12 protein-coding genes are annotated in these 15,733 nt (G+C 73.6%); 10 read left to right on the top strand and 2 right to left on the bottom strand.

The features are described from left to right. The first annotated feature begins 91 nt into the window (after positions 1-91). Positions 92-3,682, top strand: a complete 3,591-nt coding sequence (gene mfd / locus AC3ERT_RS12175) for a transcription-repair coupling factor (RefSeq protein WP_435173959.1) — start codon at positions 92-94, stop codon at positions 3,680-3,682. A gap of 18 nt (positions 3,683-3,700) precedes the next feature. Here the strand turns inward: mfd and AC3ERT_RS12170 are convergent, their stop codons facing one another. Continuing rightward, the gene (locus AC3ERT_RS12170) at positions 3,701-5,293 is read right to left on the bottom strand and encodes a DUF2079 domain-containing protein (protein WP_435173957.1); all 1,593 of its coding nucleotides are present in this window, start codon (positions 5,291-5,293) and stop codon (positions 3,701-3,703) included. A gap of 284 nt (positions 5,294-5,577) precedes the next feature. On the opposite strand from AC3ERT_RS12170, the gene AC3ERT_RS12165 reads away from it, so the two are divergent. From AC3ERT_RS12165 to AC3ERT_RS12140, 6 genes are all read left to right on the top strand, one after another. Further along, positions 5,578-6,279: a hypothetical protein gene (locus AC3ERT_RS12165; RefSeq protein WP_435173955.1), complete on the top strand. Its 702-nt coding sequence runs from the start codon at positions 5,578-5,580 to the stop codon at positions 6,277-6,279. Beyond that, complete coding sequence (locus tag AC3ERT_RS12160; RefSeq protein WP_335971063.1) at positions 6,276-7,811, top strand: serine/threonine-protein kinase; 1,536 nt, start codon at positions 6,276-6,278, stop codon at positions 7,809-7,811. Before AC3ERT_RS12165 ends, AC3ERT_RS12160 begins: the two co-directional genes overlap by 4 nt. A 54-nt stretch (positions 7,812-7,865) precedes the next feature. Next, positions 7,866-8,582, top strand: a complete 717-nt coding sequence (locus AC3ERT_RS12155; protein ID WP_335971065.1) for an HNH endonuclease family protein — start codon at positions 7,866-7,868, stop codon at positions 8,580-8,582. Positions 8,583-8,787: 205 nt separating this feature from the next. Next, positions 8,788-9,468 (top strand): SurA N-terminal domain-containing protein, encoded by a 681-nt coding sequence (locus AC3ERT_RS12150; RefSeq protein ID WP_335971067.1) that lies wholly within the window; start codon positions 8,788-8,790, stop codon positions 9,466-9,468. Positions 9,469-9,564: 96 nt separating this feature from the next. Further along, entirely contained in the window at positions 9,565-10,560 is a 996-nt protein-coding gene (locus tag AC3ERT_RS12145) for a nucleoside triphosphate pyrophosphohydrolase (RefSeq protein ID WP_335971293.1), read from the top strand. A 5-nt stretch (positions 10,561-10,565) separates the two neighbouring features. Continuing rightward, a complete protein-coding gene (locus tag AC3ERT_RS12140; protein ID WP_435173952.1) occupies positions 10,566-11,279 on the top strand; it encodes an endonuclease V in 714 nt (237 codons plus the stop codon). Positions 11,280-11,292: 13 nt separating this feature from the next. On the opposite strand, the gene AC3ERT_RS12135 is transcribed toward AC3ERT_RS12140, so the two are convergent. Beyond that, positions 11,293-11,838, bottom strand: a complete 546-nt coding sequence (locus AC3ERT_RS12135; RefSeq protein WP_435174062.1) for a Uma2 family endonuclease — start codon at positions 11,836-11,838, stop codon at positions 11,293-11,295. A 248-nt stretch (positions 11,839-12,086) separates the two neighbouring features. On the opposite strand from AC3ERT_RS12135, the gene AC3ERT_RS12130 reads away from it, so the two are divergent. The 3 genes from AC3ERT_RS12130 (at position 12,087) to AC3ERT_RS12120 (ending at position 15,731) form a co-directional block, all read left to right on the top strand. Further along, positions 12,087-13,349, top strand: coding sequence for a cytochrome P450 family protein (locus AC3ERT_RS12130; protein WP_335971295.1), 1,263 nt, complete (start codon positions 12,087-12,089; stop codon positions 13,347-13,349). A gap of 170 nt (positions 13,350-13,519) precedes the next feature. Further along, positions 13,520-14,521, top strand: coding sequence for a transglycosylase family protein (locus AC3ERT_RS12125; protein ID WP_435173950.1), 1,002 nt, complete (start codon positions 13,520-13,522; stop codon positions 14,519-14,521). 505 nt (positions 14,522-15,026) lie between these two features. Then, entirely contained in the window at positions 15,027-15,731 is a 705-nt protein-coding gene (locus AC3ERT_RS12120; protein ID WP_335971074.1) for a transglycosylase family protein, read from the top strand. Positions 15,732-15,733: the final 2 nt, after the last annotated feature.

The raw sequence follows: 15,733 nt of genomic DNA, 5'->3' as shown, positions 1-15,733 counted from the left end.
ACCGGTACGTCGTACGCTGGAAGGACCCCCGGCCCGTGCGACGTGTCGGGCGCTTCGCGTTGCTCTGCTCACCTTTCGGGACGGAACCCTGATGAGTCTGAACGGTCTGGTCGACGTCGTCGTCGAGGACACCGCTCTCGCCGAGGCGGTCGAGTCCGCCGCCGCGGGCAACCGGCCGCAGGTCGACCTGGTCGGCCCGCCCGCCGCGCGCCCCCTGGTGGTCGCGGCGCTGGCCGCCCGCGCGCGCCGTACGGTGCTCGCGGTCACCGCCACCGGCCGCGAGGCCGAGGACCTGGCCGCCGCGCTGCGCTCGCTGCTGCCGCCGGACACGGTGGTGGAGTACCCGTCCTGGGAGACGCTGCCGCACGAGCGGCTCTCCCCGCGCAGCGACACCGTGGGCCGCCGGCTGGCGGTGCTGCGGCGGCTGGCGCACCCGGACGCGGACGACGTGGCGGCCGACCCGGTCCAGGTGGTGGTCGCACCCATCAGGTCGGTGCTCCAGCCGCAGGTCAAGGGGCTCGGCGACCTGGAGCCGGTGGCCCTGCGCAGCGGCGGCACCGCGGACCTGGACGAGGTGGTCGACGCGCTTGCGGCGGCCGCCTACGCCCGGGTGGAGCTGGTCGAGAAGCGCGGCGAGTTCGCGGTGCGCGGCGGCATCCTGGACGTCTTCCCGCCGACCGAGGAGCACCCGCTGCGGGTGGAGTTCTGGGGCGACGAGGTCGAGGAGATCCGCTACTTCAAGGTCGCCGACCAGCGCTCCCTGGAAGTCGCCGAGCACGGCCTGTGGGCGCCGCCGTGCCGTGAACTGCTGCTCACCGAGGAGGTCAGGGCGCGCGCGGCGGACCTGGCGGCCGAGCACCCCGAACTGGAGGAGCTGCTCGGCAAGATCGCCGAGGGCATCGCGGTCGAGGGCATGGAGTCGCTGGCCCCGGTGCTGGTCGACGACATGGAGCTGCTGCTCGACGTGCTGCCGGCCGGCGCGATGGCGGTGGTCTGCGACCCGGAGCGGGTGCGCACCCGGGCCGCTGACCTGGTGGCGACCTCCCGGGAGTTCCTGGAGGCGTCCTGGGCCGCCTCCGCGGGCGGCGGCGCCGCGCCGATCGACCTGGGCGCCGCCTCCCTGTGGTCCATCGCCGACCTGCGCGAGCACGCCCGTACGCTCGGCACCCCGTGGTGGTCGGTGAGCCCCTTCGCAGCCGACGAGGAGGGCGCGGCCGCCGGGGCGTACGGCGACGCGGCGCGGGGCGCCGAGCCGGAGTTCGGCGACACCCTGCGGCTGGGCATGCACGCACCGGAGCTGTACCGCGGGGACACCGCCCGCGCGCTCGCCGACACCAAGGGCTGGCTCGCCGACGGCTGGCGCGCGGTCTACGTCACCGAGGGCCACGGCCCGGCCGCGCGCCTGGTGGAGGTGCTGGGCGGCGAGGGGATCGCGGCCCGGCTGGACCCGGAGCTGGCCGGCCCGGCGCAGCTGGCGCCCTCGGTGGTGCACGTGGCGACCGGTTCGCTGGAGCACGGCTTCGTGGACACCGCGCTGAAGGTCGCGGTGCTCACCGAGACCGACCTGTCCGGGCAGCGCTCCACCGCCAAGGACATGGGCCGGATGCCCTCGCGCCGCCGCAAGACCATCGACCCGCTCACGCTCACCGGCGGCGACTACATCGTGCACGAGCAGCACGGCGTCGGCCGCTACGTGGAGATGGTGCAGCGCACCGTCCAGGGCGCCACCCGCGAGTATCTGGTGGTGGAGTACGCCCCGGCCAAGCGCGGCCAGCCCGGCGACCGGCTCTTCGTCCCCACCGACCAGCTCGAACAGGTCACCAAGTACGTGGGCGGCGAGGCGCCCTCGCTGCACCGGCTGGGCGGCGCGGACTGGACGAAGACCAAGGCGCGGGCGAAGAAGGCCGTCAAGGAGATCGCCGCCGACCTGATCCGGCTGTACTCCGCGCGGATGGCCGCCCCCGGCCACACCTTCGGCCCCGACACGCCCTGGCAGCGCGAGCTGGAGGACGCCTTCCCGTACGCGGAGACGCCCGACCAGCTCACCACCATCGCCGAGGTCAAGTCGGACATGGAGAAGTCCGTGCCGATGGACCGGCTGATCTGCGGCGACGTCGGCTACGGCAAGACCGAGATCGCGGTGCGGGCCGCGTTCAAGGCGGTCCAGGACGGCAAGCAGGTGGCGGTCCTGGTGCCGACCACCCTGCTGGTGCAGCAGCACATGGGCACCTTCACCGAGCGCTACTCCCAGTTCCCGGTCAACGTCCGCGCCCTGTCCCGCTTCCAGAGCGAGACCGAGGCGAAGGCGGTGCTGGAGGGGCTGCGGGACGGCAGCGTGGACCTGGTGATCGGCACCCACCGGCTGTTCTCGTCGGAGACGAAGTTCAAGGACCTCGGCCTGGTCATCGTGGACGAGGAGCAGCGGTTCGGCGTCGAGCACAAGGAGCAGCTGAAGAAGCTGCGGGCCAATGTCGACGTGCTCACCATGTCGGCCACGCCGATCCCGCGCACCCTGGAGATGGCGGTCACCGGCATCCGCGAGATGTCCACGATCACCACCCCGCCCGAGGAGCGCCACCCGGTGCTCACCTTCGTCGGTCCGTACGAGGACAAGCAGATCGGCGCCGCCATCCGGCGTGAACTGCTGCGCGAGGGCCAGGTGTTCTACATCCACAACCGGGTGGAGTCCATCGACCGGGCCGCCGCGCGGCTGCGCGAGATCGTTCCCGAGGCGCGGATCGCCACCGCGCACGGGCAGATGGGGGAGTCGCAGCTGGAGCAGGTGGTGGTCGACTTCTGGGAGAAGCGCTTCGACGTCCTGGTGTCCACCACCATCGTGGAGTCCGGGATCGACATCGCCAACGCCAACACCCTCATCGTGGAGCGCGGCGACACCTTCGGGCTCTCCCAGCTGCACCAGCTGCGCGGCCGGGTGGGCCGCTCCCGGGAGCGCGGCTACGCGTACTTCCTGTACCCGCCGGAGAAGCCGCTCACCGAGACCGCGCACGAGCGGCTGGCCACCATCGCCCAGCACACCGAGATGGGCGCGGGCATGTACGTCGCGATGAAGGACCTGGAGATCCGCGGCGCGGGCAACCTGCTCGGCGGCGAGCAGTCCGGGCACATCGCCGGGGTCGGCTTCGACCTGTACGTGCGGATGGTCGGCGAGGCGGTCGCGGACTACCGCAACGCGATGGAGAACGGCGGCGCGGCCGAGGAGGAGCTGCTGGAGGTGAAGATCGAGCTGCCGGTCGACGCGCACGTCCCGCACGACTACGCGCCGGGCGAGCGGCTGCGCCTCCAGGCGTACCGCTCGATCGCCGCCGTCACCAGCGAGGCGGACATCGCGGCGGTGCGCGAGGAGCTCACCGACCGCTACGGCAAGCTGCCCGAGCCGGTGGAGAACCTGCTGCTGGTCGCCGGCTTGCGGATACTGGCCCGCAAGGTCGGCGTCAGCGACATCACCCTCCAGGGCGCCAACATCCGCTTCGGGCCGGTGGAGCTGCGCGAGTCCCAGGAGCTGCGGCTGAGCCGGGTCTACCCGCGCTCGGTCGTCCGGCAGGCCACCAAGCAGGTGCTGGTGCCCCGCCCGGCGACCGCCCGGATCGGCGGGAAGCCGGTGGTGGGCCGCGAACTGCTCCAGTGGACCGCGGAGTTCCTGACCACGGTGCTCGACAACTGACCGGCCGCGCGGGGGCGGCTACTTCGTGCCCGCGGCCAGCGCCAGTACGACGTACCCCTGGTCCTCGCCGACCAGGGTGTAGGTCGCGGCCGGGTGCAGCTGCTTGGCGTACGTCAGCGGGTCGCCGGCCCAGCCGGAGGTGTTGTCGAGGGCGATGTACTGCGGGGTGACGCCCTCGGTGTCGCCCACCCAGTACACGGTGGTGCGGTGCACCAGGTGGCTGATCGGGCCGACGTTCGCCTCCACGGTGGCACCGTCGGGGATCTTGTCGAGGGTGTGCTCGATCGCCTTGGTGCGGGCGTCGACCTTGTAGGTGGCGGTGTGGGCGAGCGACTCCAGGGGGAGCGTCATGGTCAGCGCCAGGGCGGCGCCGGCCGCGGCCGCCGGCAGCCCGGAGGCGTAGGAGCGAAGCCAGGGGCGCGGGCTGCGCCGGGCGGAGGCGGCGGCGTCCACCAGGGCCAGCATCACCACGGGCATCAGCACGGCGCTGTAGTGCCAGTCGGTGCCCCAGTAGTGGTCGTCGTGGGAGACGAACCGCCAGCCGATGGTGGGCAGCGCGGCCAGGATCAGCGGGGAGCGCAGCGCCAGCAGCCCGGAGGTGGGCAGCAGAATCCACAGCAGGGTGTGCAGGGCGGTGTCGAACGGGATGTGGCCGGGCATCGGGGCGCCGTTCCCGTTGAGCTTGTTCCAGTAGTCGTAGCCGCCGGTGGAGTTGAACGCCGGGATGATGACGGCGAAGGCGAGCGCGGACATGGCGACGCCGAAGCCGGCCAGGCCGAGCGCCCAGGGGCCGAAGCGCAGGGAGTCGGGCAGCGGCCCGTGGGAGCCCTGCGCGCCGCTGTCGCCCGTGCTGCCGTCCTCGGCCGCGCTCGCCGTCGCCTCCGGGACGCCGCCCGGCGCGGTGCCCGACCCCGTGTCCGGCGCGTGCGCACCGCTCCTGGTGCGCCACCACACGATCACGCCGATCGCGGCGGCCGTCACCCCCATGTCCTCCTTGACGAAGACCAGCGGCACCGCCCACCACATCGCCGCCGCCCACCGCCTACGCAGCACCGCCTCCAGGGAGAACGCCAGCAGCGGCATCGCGAAGGCGATCTCGTGGAAGTCGAACTGGACGGCCTTCTGCACCCCCCACGACAGGGCGTACGCCACCCCGACCGCGATCCCGCGGCCGCGCCCGAGCAGCAGCCCCGCGACCCGCGTCACGGGGATCACCGACACCGCGAACAGCAGCGCCTGCGCGACCAGCAGCGTCACCGGGGTCGGGAAGACCCGGTAGAAGGGCGCCAGCAGCGCGGTGATCGGGCTGAAGTGGTCGCCGAGGATGTTGAACCCGGGGCCCTTCAGGTCGGCGACCGGCGCGTGCAGGTGGGCGTAGGACTTGACGGCCTGCTCGAAGATGCCCAGGTCCCAGGACATGGTCAGCAGCTGCCGGTAGCGGGTCACCGACAGCGCGGTGTAGGCGGCGAAGAAGACGACCGCGAGCACGTACGGGTCCGCCCCGCCGCCGGACAGGTGCTGCCGCAGCCGGGCGGCGGCACCGGTCCGCGCCTCGCCGGGCGCGGCGCTGTCGGCCCCCTGTGCCGGGATGACCGCCTCGGCCCTGTCCATGGTCGTCCTCCAGCGGCAGCGGGGTGGGTCGGGTCTGCCGGAAAAGATACGGGACGACGCTGTGCCGGCGCCGCCCCGCGCGCTCGCGAGCGCGCCCTTGAGCAATGCCGCGGGAAGTTGTCCACAGGTCCGGGGCCGGCGGGGGACGGCCGCGCGCCGCGGCCGATACGCTCACAGGGTGTTCGCCGGAAGGGTGGGCGCACGGGCGCACCGCTGCCCGTGCGGCGGCGGACGTCGAGCGACCCCGCCCGCCGTCCGTGACCCGACGAACCAGGAGCAGCCACATGTACGGCCCAGGTCCGGTGCCGCAGCGGCCCAAGCCCGCCGCCCCCGCGGTCGCCGTCGTGCTGCGGGTGATCCTCACCGCCGTGCCCGTGATCACCCTCGGCTTCCTCGCCTGGGTCTCGATGCTGTATCTGGCGGTGCTGCGCAAGCGCTTCGCCGACTGGCTGGTCCTCGCGGTGGCGGCCGCCATGGCCGTGCTCGCCGTCGTCTGCTTCGGGGTGTCCCAGGATGACGACGACATGGCCTCCGACCTCGGCGCCACCCTCATCCTGATCTGCATGTTCGGCGGCGCGGTGTACTTCCTGATCGCCGACATCGTCCGGTACAGCGCCGCCCGCCGCAGCGGGCCCGGCCCGGCCGGCTATCCGCCGCAGCACCCGTACGCGACCGGCTTCGGCGGCGCCGGCCCGATACCGGCCCCGCACGCGCAGGGCTACCCGGCCCACCAGCCGTACCCCGGTCCCGCCGTCGGCACGGCCGTCCCGCCGCCGACGAACCGCCCGAACACCCCGCCCCCGACGCCCGTGCCGACGCACGTCCCGACCCCGCCGCCGGCGCCCGCCCCGGGCCCGGCGCACCCCACGCCGCCGCCCGCGCCCCGCATCGACCAGGTGCGGGCCGAGCTCGACGAGCTGAGCGACTTCCTGCGCAAGGAGCGCGACGCCGGCCAGGACAGCGGTGAGGGCGGGGCGGCCAGATGACCGGTCGGCTCATCGCCGGGCGGTACGAACTGGCCGCGGTCATCGGCCAGGGCGGCATGGGCCAGGTGTGGACCGCGTACGACCGGCGGCTGGACCGCAGGGTCGCGGTCAAGCTGCTGCGCCCCGACAAGGTGGCCGGCGGGGAGAACGTGGCCGAGCTGCGGCAGCGCTTCGACCGCGAGTGCCGGGTCACCGCCCAGGTCGACCACCCGGGCCTGGTCACCGTCCATGACGCCGGCGCCGACGGCGACGAGCTGTACCTCGTCATGCAGTTCGTGGAGGGCATCGACCTCGGCGCGCACCTGGCCGGGCACACGCCCTACCCGTGGCCGTGGGCGGTCGCCGTCGGCGCGCAGCTGTGCGCGGCGCTGGCGGCGGTGCACGCCGTCCCGATCGTGCACCGCGACCTCAAACCGCGGAACGTGATGATCAGGACCGACGGCACCGTCACCGTGCTCGACCTCGGTGTCGCCTCCGTGATGGACACCGACACCACCCGGCTGACCCACACCGGCACCCCGATCGGCAGCCCCGCCTACATGGCGCCCGAGCAGGCGATGGGCGGTGCGGTCGGCCCGCGCACCGACCTGTACGCGCTCGGCGCGGTCCTGCACGAACTCCTCAGCGGCGAGGTGCCCTTCAACGCCCCCACCGCGCTGGGCGTGCTGCACGGCCACCTCTACGAGCCCCCGACGCCGCTGCGCCGCATCCGCTCCCAGGTGCCCGAGCCGCTGGAGTCCCTCGTGCTGCGGCTGCTCGCCAAGGACCCCCAGGACCGCCCGCAGGACGCCCAGGACGCCTTCCGGCAGCTCGCCGCCCTGGTGCCGCCGCCCGGCGGGGACCGCGCCGCGCCGCTCGGCCCGATGGACCCGACCCGGCCGTTCCTGCGCCCGCACGCCCCCTGGCCGGACCGGCCCGCGCCCGCGCCGCTGCCCGAACGCCCCGCCCACCCGCCCGCGGTGGCGTCCGCCGGCCCGGACCTGGCCACCGCCGTCGACGAGGTGCGCCGGCTGCTGGCCGCGGGCCGGATCACCCAGGCCGTCGACGTGCTCGGCGCCCTGCTGCCGGCCGCCGCCGAGAAGCACGGGGAGCACTCCACGGTGCTGCGCAGCCTGCGCCGGCAGTACGCCGCCACCTTGATGGAGGACGGCCAGTACCGCCGCGCGCTGCCCGAACTGCGCCGCCTGTCCCAGGAGTTCGCCTCGCAGTACGGCGGCGCGGACCGCACCGCCCTGCAGTACCGCTACGAAGCGGCGCAGTGCCTGGAGCAGTTGGGCGAGGCGGCCACGGCGCTGTCGGAGTACCGCGTCCTGCTGCCGTACTTCGAGAGCTGGGCGTCCGCCGACCCCGGGCCGCCGCTGGAGATCCGGCGGCGGATCGCGCACCTGCTGCTGTCCGTCGGCGACCGGCGGGCGGCCCACGACGTGCTGACCCGCCTGCTGTACGACGCCGAGCGGGTGCGCGGCCCCCACCACCCCTTCCCGGCGGAAGTCCGCCGTACCCTCGCCTGGTTGGGGCATGTCCAGGGGTAAGGGACATGGTGGCAGGGGCGGTTGGCGCCCCGACGACTTCTTCGAAGGTGTGTGATGGGGATACGTACGACGCAGGCGCTGCTGGCCTGCACCGCGGTGGCGGCCGCGACGCTCTCGGTCGCCGGATGCAAGGCCACCACCCAGGGCGCGGACCCCACCGGCGGCACCACCGCCACCGGCAGCGCCGCCACCAGCGCCGCCCCCGGCAGCGCACTGGCCGCCGCGGACGCCCTGACGGTCAAGGGCCGCGCCCCGAAGACCGGTTACTCCCGCGAGCAGTTCGGCCCCGCCTGGGCGGACGTGGACCACAACCACTGCGACACCCGCGACGACATACTGACCCGCGACCTCACCCAGCGGACCTACCGGGTCGGCACCAAGGACTGCATCGTGACCGGCGGCACCCTCGCCGACCCGTACACGGGTACGCGGATCGTCTACAAGCGCGGCGCCAGCAAGGTGGACATCGACCACGCGGTGGCGCTGTCCGACGCCTGGCAGAAGGGCGCGCAGCAGTGGTCCAAGGACCGCCGCGAGCAGTTCGCCAACGACCCGCTGAACCTGCTCGCCGTCGACTCGTCCACCAACCGCCGCAAGAGCGACGGCGACACCGCGACCTGGCTGCCGCCGAACACCGCCTTCCGCTGCCCGTACGTGGCCCGCCAGGTCGCGGTGAAAAAGAAGTACGGGCTGTGGGTCAGCTCGGCGGAGAAGGCGGCCATGCGCAAGGTGCTCGGCACCTGCCCGAAGGAGGCGCTGCCCGCCGGCTGAGCGGCGGCCGGACGGTGGAGCACAAGGCGCCCGGCGGGCGAGGCGGTGACCTCCCGGCGTGGATCACGTTGTGCACAGTGCTGGATATCGGCCGCAGTTGGTCAATATCCTCGTGCCCGATCATCCGTCACGCCAGGAACGCGAGACGCGGGACGCGGGGACGACCTCCCCGCGGCGCTCCGCCGTCACCCGCCGGGAGGCACACATGGTCCGCCGCCGCACCGCCGCCGTCTCCACCGCCGCAGTCGCACTGCTGCTCGCGTCGCCCGCCCTGACCGCGTGCGGGTCCGGGCCCAACCGCACGGGCGCCGCCGCGGTCGTCGGCGACCAGCGGATCGCCGTCTCCAGCGTGCAGGCGCGCGTCGCCGACCTGCGCACGGCCGCGAGCGGCGACCCGCAGGCCGCCCAGGCCGTGGCCGCCGCCACCCAGTTGCCCACCCAGGTGCTCAACGTCATGGTGCAGAACCAGGTCGTCGACAAGGCGCTCGCCGGCAAGCACCTGACGGTGACCGCGGGCGAGGTGCAGCGGGAGTACGACGCGGAGGTGCGGCAACTCGCCGGCGGCAGCCGCAAGAGCTACGAGGCGGGCATGCTCGCGCAGTACGGCACCCCGCCGGACCAGATCGACAGCTACCTGCGCGAGAAGATCGGCATCACGAAGATCATCTCGGCGCTCGGCTACCAACCCGGCAGCGACGGCGGTGAGAAGGCGCTGGAGGACTACATGGTGACGACCGCCAAGTCCCTCCATGTGCACATCAACCCGCGGTACGGCGCCTGGGACGGCAAGAGCGCGTCCATCGGCAAGGTCAAGAACCCCTGGGTGGTCGACAAGACGCCGGTGGCGGGCACCGAGGACACCGCCGCGGCCACCGGCCTCGCCTGACGGGCCGCCCGCCGTCCGCCCGGCGCCGCGAGGTACGTTCGTGGGGTGACCGAAGAACCCCACGCCGTGCCCGCCGGACGCCTGGTGCTGCTCACCATGAGCCACCGGGTCGCGCCCGGCCTGCTGTCCTGGCCCGCCTGGCAGGTGCTGCGCGCGGCCGACCGCGTGCTGTGCGCCGACCCGGAGCACCCCCAACTGCCCTACCTGCGGCAGGCCGGGATCGCCGTCGAGACGGCGACGCCCACCGGGCAGCAGCTGGTGGACGCCACCGCGGGCGGCCGCACCGTGGCGTACCTGCCGCCCGACGCCGGCGCGGACCGGGCCGTCACCGACGAACTGGCCCGGTTGGGCGGCTCCGGCCGCGTCGCGATGCCCGAACTGGAGCTGCTGCCCGGGTCGTACGACCTGCCCGGCGCGCGCCTGCTCGACCTGGTGCAGGTGATGGACCGGATCAGGGCCGAGTGCCCGTGGAGCTCGGTGCGCACCCATGAGGACCTCGCCCCGTACGCCGTCGAGGAGGTGTACGAACTCGTCGAGGCGATCGAGGAGGGCGACCGGACCGCGGTCCGCGAGGAGTTGGGCGACGTGCTGCTCCAGGTCGCCTTCCACGCGGCCATCGCCGCGGACGACCCCGAGGACCCGTACGACATCGACGACGTCGCCGCCGGCCTGATCACCAAGCTGGTCCACCGCCACCCGCACGTCTTCGGCGACGAGACCGCGCACACCCCGCAGGAGGTGCGGGAGATCTGGATGCGGCGCAAGCACGCGGAGAAGGGGCGGCAGTCCGTCACCGAGGGCGTGCCGCTCGCGCAGCCCGCCCTCGCGCTCGCCGCGAAGCTCGCCGCCCGGGCGGGCGCGGCGCGGCTGCCGCTGCCCGCCGCGCCCGAAGGGCCCGTGCCGGACGGCGAGGAGGCGCTCGGCGCGCAGCTGCTGGCGCTGGCCGCCGCGGCCCAGGCGGCCGGCCTCGACCCGGAGCGCGCGCTGCGGGAGGCCGCCCGCCGCTACCGGGCGGCGACCCAGGAGGCCGAGACGGCGCGGGCGGCGCAGGAGGCGGCGGGACCGCGGGACCGTACCGCCGAGAGCGGCTGACGCCGGTGCGCGTGGACGTCCCCTACGCCTGGCCGGCCGACGAGGCCGAGGCGCTGGCCCTCCAGGCCCGGCTGCGGCCGCTCGCCGACCACCGCGGCCCCGGCCCTGCCGCACCCCGTCTCGTCGCGGGCCTCGACGTCGCCTACGCGGGCGACGGGCGCGGCACCGGCGACCTCGTCGCGGCCGCCGTCGTGGTCGTCGACAGCGCCACCCTCGAGGTGGTCGAGCGCGCCACCGCCACCGCGGCCACCACCTTCCCCTATGTGCCGGGCCTGTTCGCCTTCCGCGAGCTGCCCGCCCTCGTCGCCGCGCTGCGCGAGCTGACGGCCGTCCCCGACCTGCTGCTGTGCGACGGGCACGGCCGGGCGCACCCGCGCCGCTTCGGCCTCGCCTGCCACCTCGGCGTGCTGACCGGCCTGCCGACCGCGGGCGTCGCCAAGACCCCCTTCACCGGCCGCCACGACCCCGCCGCCCTCGCCGGGCACCGCGGCGCCCACGCCGACTTGCTCGACGACGGCGAGGTCGTCGGCCGCGCGCTGCGCACCCGCACCGGCGTCAAGCCGGTCTACGTCTCCACCGGCCACCTCATCGACCTGCCCACCGCCTGCGCCCGCGTCCTCGACCTCGCCCCCCGCTACCGCCTCCCGGAGACCACCCGCCAGGCCGACCACCTCAGCCGCGAGGCGCTGCGCGCGGCACTTTGCGAGCCGACGGCATGACCCCTCGTACGGGCTACGGCAGCTTGAGGTCCATCGCGATGGGGAACGGGACGGTCACCTTCAACTGGTCGTGGAAGATGCCGCTGACCGCGTAGGTGCGGGTGCTCGGGTCCAACTCGTAGACAAAGACCATCGGCTGGTCCCCGCTCTGGTCGCGCTCGACCCGCCAGAAGTTCTTGATGCCCGCACGCGCGTACTTGCGCGGCTTGACGATGCGGTCCCGGTCCACTGACTCCGAGGACACGACCTCAACGGCAAGGACGACATCCTTGGGGTCGTACGACGTCTGGTTCGATCCGGTCCGCGCACTTCTCGGCACTACCATCAGGTCCGGCTCCGGTCGGTCCCGCTCGCCGAGCTTCGTTGTCATCTCCCGGACGACGTAGAGGTCCTCCGGTACGTGTGTTCGCAGGGCGTACTCCAGCAGCCAGAGCGTAGCCATGTGGAAATCGGTCTGCGGACTCACGAAGAACAGCCCTCCGTCGATCATCTCGGTGTGTGACGGGAGGCCCGGAATGCTGTCCAGGTCATCCGCGGTCCACCCACCGGACGGAGGCATGGGCCACGTGAAGCCCGTGCTCTGATCGCCTTCGGCTGCGGTACTCATCAGCGCTCCCATGCGACGGATTGTGGCGCGTACCAGAAGCGTACCCAGACGAAAAGAAGATCGATCACTCGAAAGGGTGAATCCCTCCTCGGGGAACCGCTCTGACCTGCGGTGACGCGACCGCGGCAGGGGCGTCCGCCCGGGTCGTACCGGGGCGCGCCGGCTGACGGGCACCCCGGTAGCGTCAGGGGGTGAGCGATATGACGCGGCCGTCGCCGGACCTGTTCTCGTGGGAGTTCGCCACCGACCCCTACCCCGCGTACGCGTGGCTGCGGGAGCACGCGCCGGTGCGCTGGACGACGCTGCCGAGCGGCGTGGAGGCGTGGCTGGTGACGCGGTACGCCGACGCGCGGCAGGCGCTGGCCGACGGGCGGCTGAGCAAGAACCCGGTGCACCACGCCGGGGAGGCCGGGGCGAAGGGCCGGACCGGCATCCCGGGGGAGCGGACCGCCGAGCTGACGACGCATCTGCTCAACATCGACCCGCCCGACCACACGCGGCTGCGCCGGCTGGTGTCGAAGGCGTTCACCCCGCGCACCGTGGCGCTCTTCGAACCCCGGGTGCGCGAGCTGACCGACGGCTTCATCGACGCCTTCGCCGGCCGCGGACAGGCCGACCTCATCCACGAGTTCGCCTTCCCGCTGCCCATCTACGCCATCTGCGACCTGCTCGGGGTGCCGCGGGAGGACCAGGACGACTTCCGGGACTGGGCCGGGATGATGGTGCGTCACGCCGTGCCCGGCCAGGGCGGCGGACCGCGCGGCGGGGTGGCCCGGGCGGTGAAGCGGATGCGCGCCTACCTGGTGGAGTTGATCCACCGCAAGCGCGGCGACCTCGGCGACGACCTGATCTCGGCGCTGATCCGGGCGAGCGACCACGGCGAGCACCTGACGGAGAACGAGGCCGCCGCAATGGCGTTCATCCTGCTCTTCGCGGGCTTCGAGACCACCGTCAACCTGATCGGCAACGGCGTGCACACCCTGCTCGCCCACCCCGCCCAGCGCGCCGCCCTCCAGGACGCGCTGGCCGCCGGCGAGACCGACCTGCTGGAGACCGCGGTCGAGGAACTGCTGCGCTACGACGGCCCGGTGGAGATGGCCACCTGGCGGTACGCCACCGAGCCGCTGGAGATCGGCGGCAGGGCCGTGGCGGCGGGCGACCCGGTCCTGGTGGTGCTGGCGGCGGCCGACCGCGACCCGGCCAGGTTCACCGCGCCGGACACCCCCGACCTCGCCCGCCGGGACAACCCGCACCTCGGCTACGGCCACGGCATCCACTACTGCCTGGGCGCTCCGCTGGCCCGGCTGGAGGCGCGCACCGCGTTCGCCGCGCTGCTGACCCGGCTGCCCGACCTGCGGCTCGCCGTCGATCCGGCCGAGCTGCGCTGGCGCGGCGGCTTGATCATGCGCGGGCTGCGTACGCTGCCGGTGGAGTTCACCCCGGCGGCGCCGCAAGAGAAGTGACGCCGCGTCAGTGCCGTGATCGCGACGTGATGAGCGCTACATCGACTTGTGACGCATGGCCAAGGCCGCTACGTTCTGCGGTCAACGCAAGGACGTTCACGGCGCGGCCCATGGCACGACGCGTGGCCGGGCGCAGCGAACGGCCTACGGCTTGAACGAAAGGCGACCGCATGCTCTCGTCCGGTAACGGCCGGCACCGACGCCCCCGGCAGGCCCCGGCGGCAGTGGTGACCGTGGCAACCGCCGCCGCGACAGGTGTCGGCATCGCGCTTCCGCTGATCAGCGCGGGCTCCGCCCAGGCGGCCAGCGCGAGCACCTGGGACAAGGTCGCCCAGTGCGAGTCGGGCGGGGCGTGGAGCGCGAACACCGGCAACGGCTTCTTCGGCGGCCTGGCGATCACCCAGGCCACCTGGGACCAGTACGGCGGCGACGCCTACGCCAGCCGTCCCGACCTCGCCACCCGCGACCAGCAGATCACCGTGGCCGAGAAGGTCCTCGGCGACCTCGGCGCCAACGCCTGGCCGGGCTGCGAGATCACCACCGGCCTGCTCCTCGACACCTCCACCCCCGACGTGGACCCGAGCACCACCCCGGCGCCCGACCCCTCGGGCCCCACCGGCATCCAGCCCAGCGCCGGTTCGACCACCGCGCCGACCGACTCCGGCACGGCGACCGCGACACCCACGCCGACCACGACCGACGGCTCGACCGCCCCCTCGGACCCGGCCACCCCCTCGGACCCGGCCACCCCGTCGGACCCGACCGGCTCCGGCACCCCCAGCGCCACCCCCACCCCCACCACCACCGACGGTTCGGCCACCACCGGCTCCGGCCGGCACGGCAAGCCGTACGACCCGACCGACGAGGAACTGGCGGCTAAGGACCGGGCGACCCGGACCGAGGTGCTCTCGACCGTCGGCGCCGCGACCGGCAGCGGCGCCAAGAGCGGCCACCGCGCCAAGTCGTCCGGGAACGCAGGGGACGCAGGGTCGGGCGGATCGGGCGGGAAGGCCGCCGGCGGTTACCGGGTCGGCTCCGGCGAGTCGCTCTCCGGCATCGCCTCCGCCGAGCACGTCGCGGGCGGCTGGCGGGCGCTGTACGAGGCCAACCGCGACCTCATCGGCGACGACCCCAACCTCATCAAACCGGGACAGATCCTCAACCTCGCGTGAGGCAAAGGCGCGTGGCGGCCGGAAGACAAACCGGACGTATCAACTCCCGGCCGCCGCCGCCGATGTGACAAGGGTCTCCCGCCCCGCGGCGGGCGGCTGTCCGTCAACTCGCGAATGCCACCCTTCCGACCTGGGCCGATGTCCACCGGCCGAGCGCGCGGGCACAGTTGGCGCTCAGCATCGGAATGTTTGAAGAACCCGCCGCGGTGTGCTTACCGTCTTACCGCTCGCCACAGCGGGCCCCGTCCGGAGCGGAACGCCGAGTCCTGCCGCCGCCCGACGGGAACGGTCGACGCGAAAGCGCCGCAGGCAGGAGCGGGGGACCCAAGGTCTTCCGCCGGACCGGCCGCACGCCGCGGCGACGGACAGCAACCGTCGCGGCCCTTGCGGCAGCACGGTCCGGCTCGGGGTGAAGCCGATACGCCGCCTGGGGCGGCCCGGCCGGGCAACTCACGTCCGAACCCGACAGCTCACCTCGTAGGCGTCGGTGAGGGCTGATATCAACATGGGTAAGCACCGTCGTGCCTCGAAGAGGTTTGTCCGCATCGCCACGCTCGCCGGAGTCGCCGGCACCGCGATCACCGTTCCGCTGATCGCCAGCACGTCCGCCTCCGCCGCCTCGGTCGCCACCTGGGACAAGGTCGCCCAGTGCGAGTCCGGCGGCGACTGGTCCATCAACACCGGCAACGGCTACTACGGCGGGCTGCAGTTCTCGCAGTCCAGCTGGGAGGCCGCGGGCGGTCTGCAGTACGCGGCCCGCGCCGACCTGGCCACCAAGGACCAGCAGATAGCCGTCGCCGAGAAGCTGCTCGCCCTCCAGGGCCCGAGCGCCTGGTCCTGCGCGTCGGCCGGCGGCCTGACCGCCGGCGGCCCGTCCCCGGACATCAACCCGTCCGGCTCGTCGTCGTCCTCGACCTCCTCGTCGAGCACGTCCTCGTCGAGCACGTCCACCCCGAAGTCGACGTCGGGCACCTCGACCACCGCGCACACCGGCACCACGCACAGCACCCGCAGCACCCCGCGGCACGCCGTGCCGACCGCCATCCCCAAGGGCGACGGCGAGTACACCGTGGTCAAGGGCGACAGCCTCGCCAAGATCGCGGCCGCGCACCACGTGTCCGGCGGCTGGCACAAGCTGTTCTCGCTCAACAAGGACATCGTCAAGGACGCCGACCTGATCTACCCGGGCCAGCACCTGCACCTGAGCTGAAC

It is taken from the genome of Actinacidiphila sp. bgisy145, assembly GCF_057708125.1.
This window is presented reverse-complemented; position numbering and strand designations above follow the sequence as displayed.

Excerpts from the sequence above, each read along its gene's own strand:
- mfd (WP_435173959.1), top strand. The coding sequence starts at position 92 with ATGAGTCTGAACGGTCTGGTCGACGTCGTCGTCGAGGACACCGCTCTC.
- AC3ERT_RS12170 (WP_435173957.1), bottom strand. The coding sequence starts at position 5,293 with ATGGACAGGGCCGAGGCGGTCATCCCGGCACAGGGGGCCGACAGCGCC.
- AC3ERT_RS12165 (WP_435173955.1), top strand. The coding sequence starts at position 5,578 with ATGTACGGCCCAGGTCCGGTGCCGCAGCGGCCCAAGCCCGCCGCCCCC.
- AC3ERT_RS12160 (WP_335971063.1), top strand. The coding sequence starts at position 6,276 with ATGACCGGTCGGCTCATCGCCGGGCGGTACGAACTGGCCGCGGTCATC.
- AC3ERT_RS12155 (WP_335971065.1), top strand. The coding sequence starts at position 7,866 with ATGGGGATACGTACGACGCAGGCGCTGCTGGCCTGCACCGCGGTGGCG.
- AC3ERT_RS12150 (WP_335971067.1), top strand. The coding sequence starts at position 8,788 with ATGGTCCGCCGCCGCACCGCCGCCGTCTCCACCGCCGCAGTCGCACTG.
- AC3ERT_RS12145 (WP_335971293.1), top strand. The coding sequence starts at position 9,565 with ATGAGCCACCGGGTCGCGCCCGGCCTGCTGTCCTGGCCCGCCTGGCAG.
- AC3ERT_RS12135 (WP_435174062.1), bottom strand. The coding sequence starts at position 11,838 with ATGCCTCCGTCCGGTGGGTGGACCGCGGATGACCTGGACAGCATTCCG.
- AC3ERT_RS12130 (WP_335971295.1), top strand. The coding sequence starts at position 12,087 with ATGACGCGGCCGTCGCCGGACCTGTTCTCGTGGGAGTTCGCCACCGAC.
- AC3ERT_RS12125 (WP_435173950.1), top strand. The coding sequence starts at position 13,520 with ATGCTCTCGTCCGGTAACGGCCGGCACCGACGCCCCCGGCAGGCCCCG.
- AC3ERT_RS12120 (WP_335971074.1), top strand. The coding sequence starts at position 15,027 with ATGGGTAAGCACCGTCGTGCCTCGAAGAGGTTTGTCCGCATCGCCACG.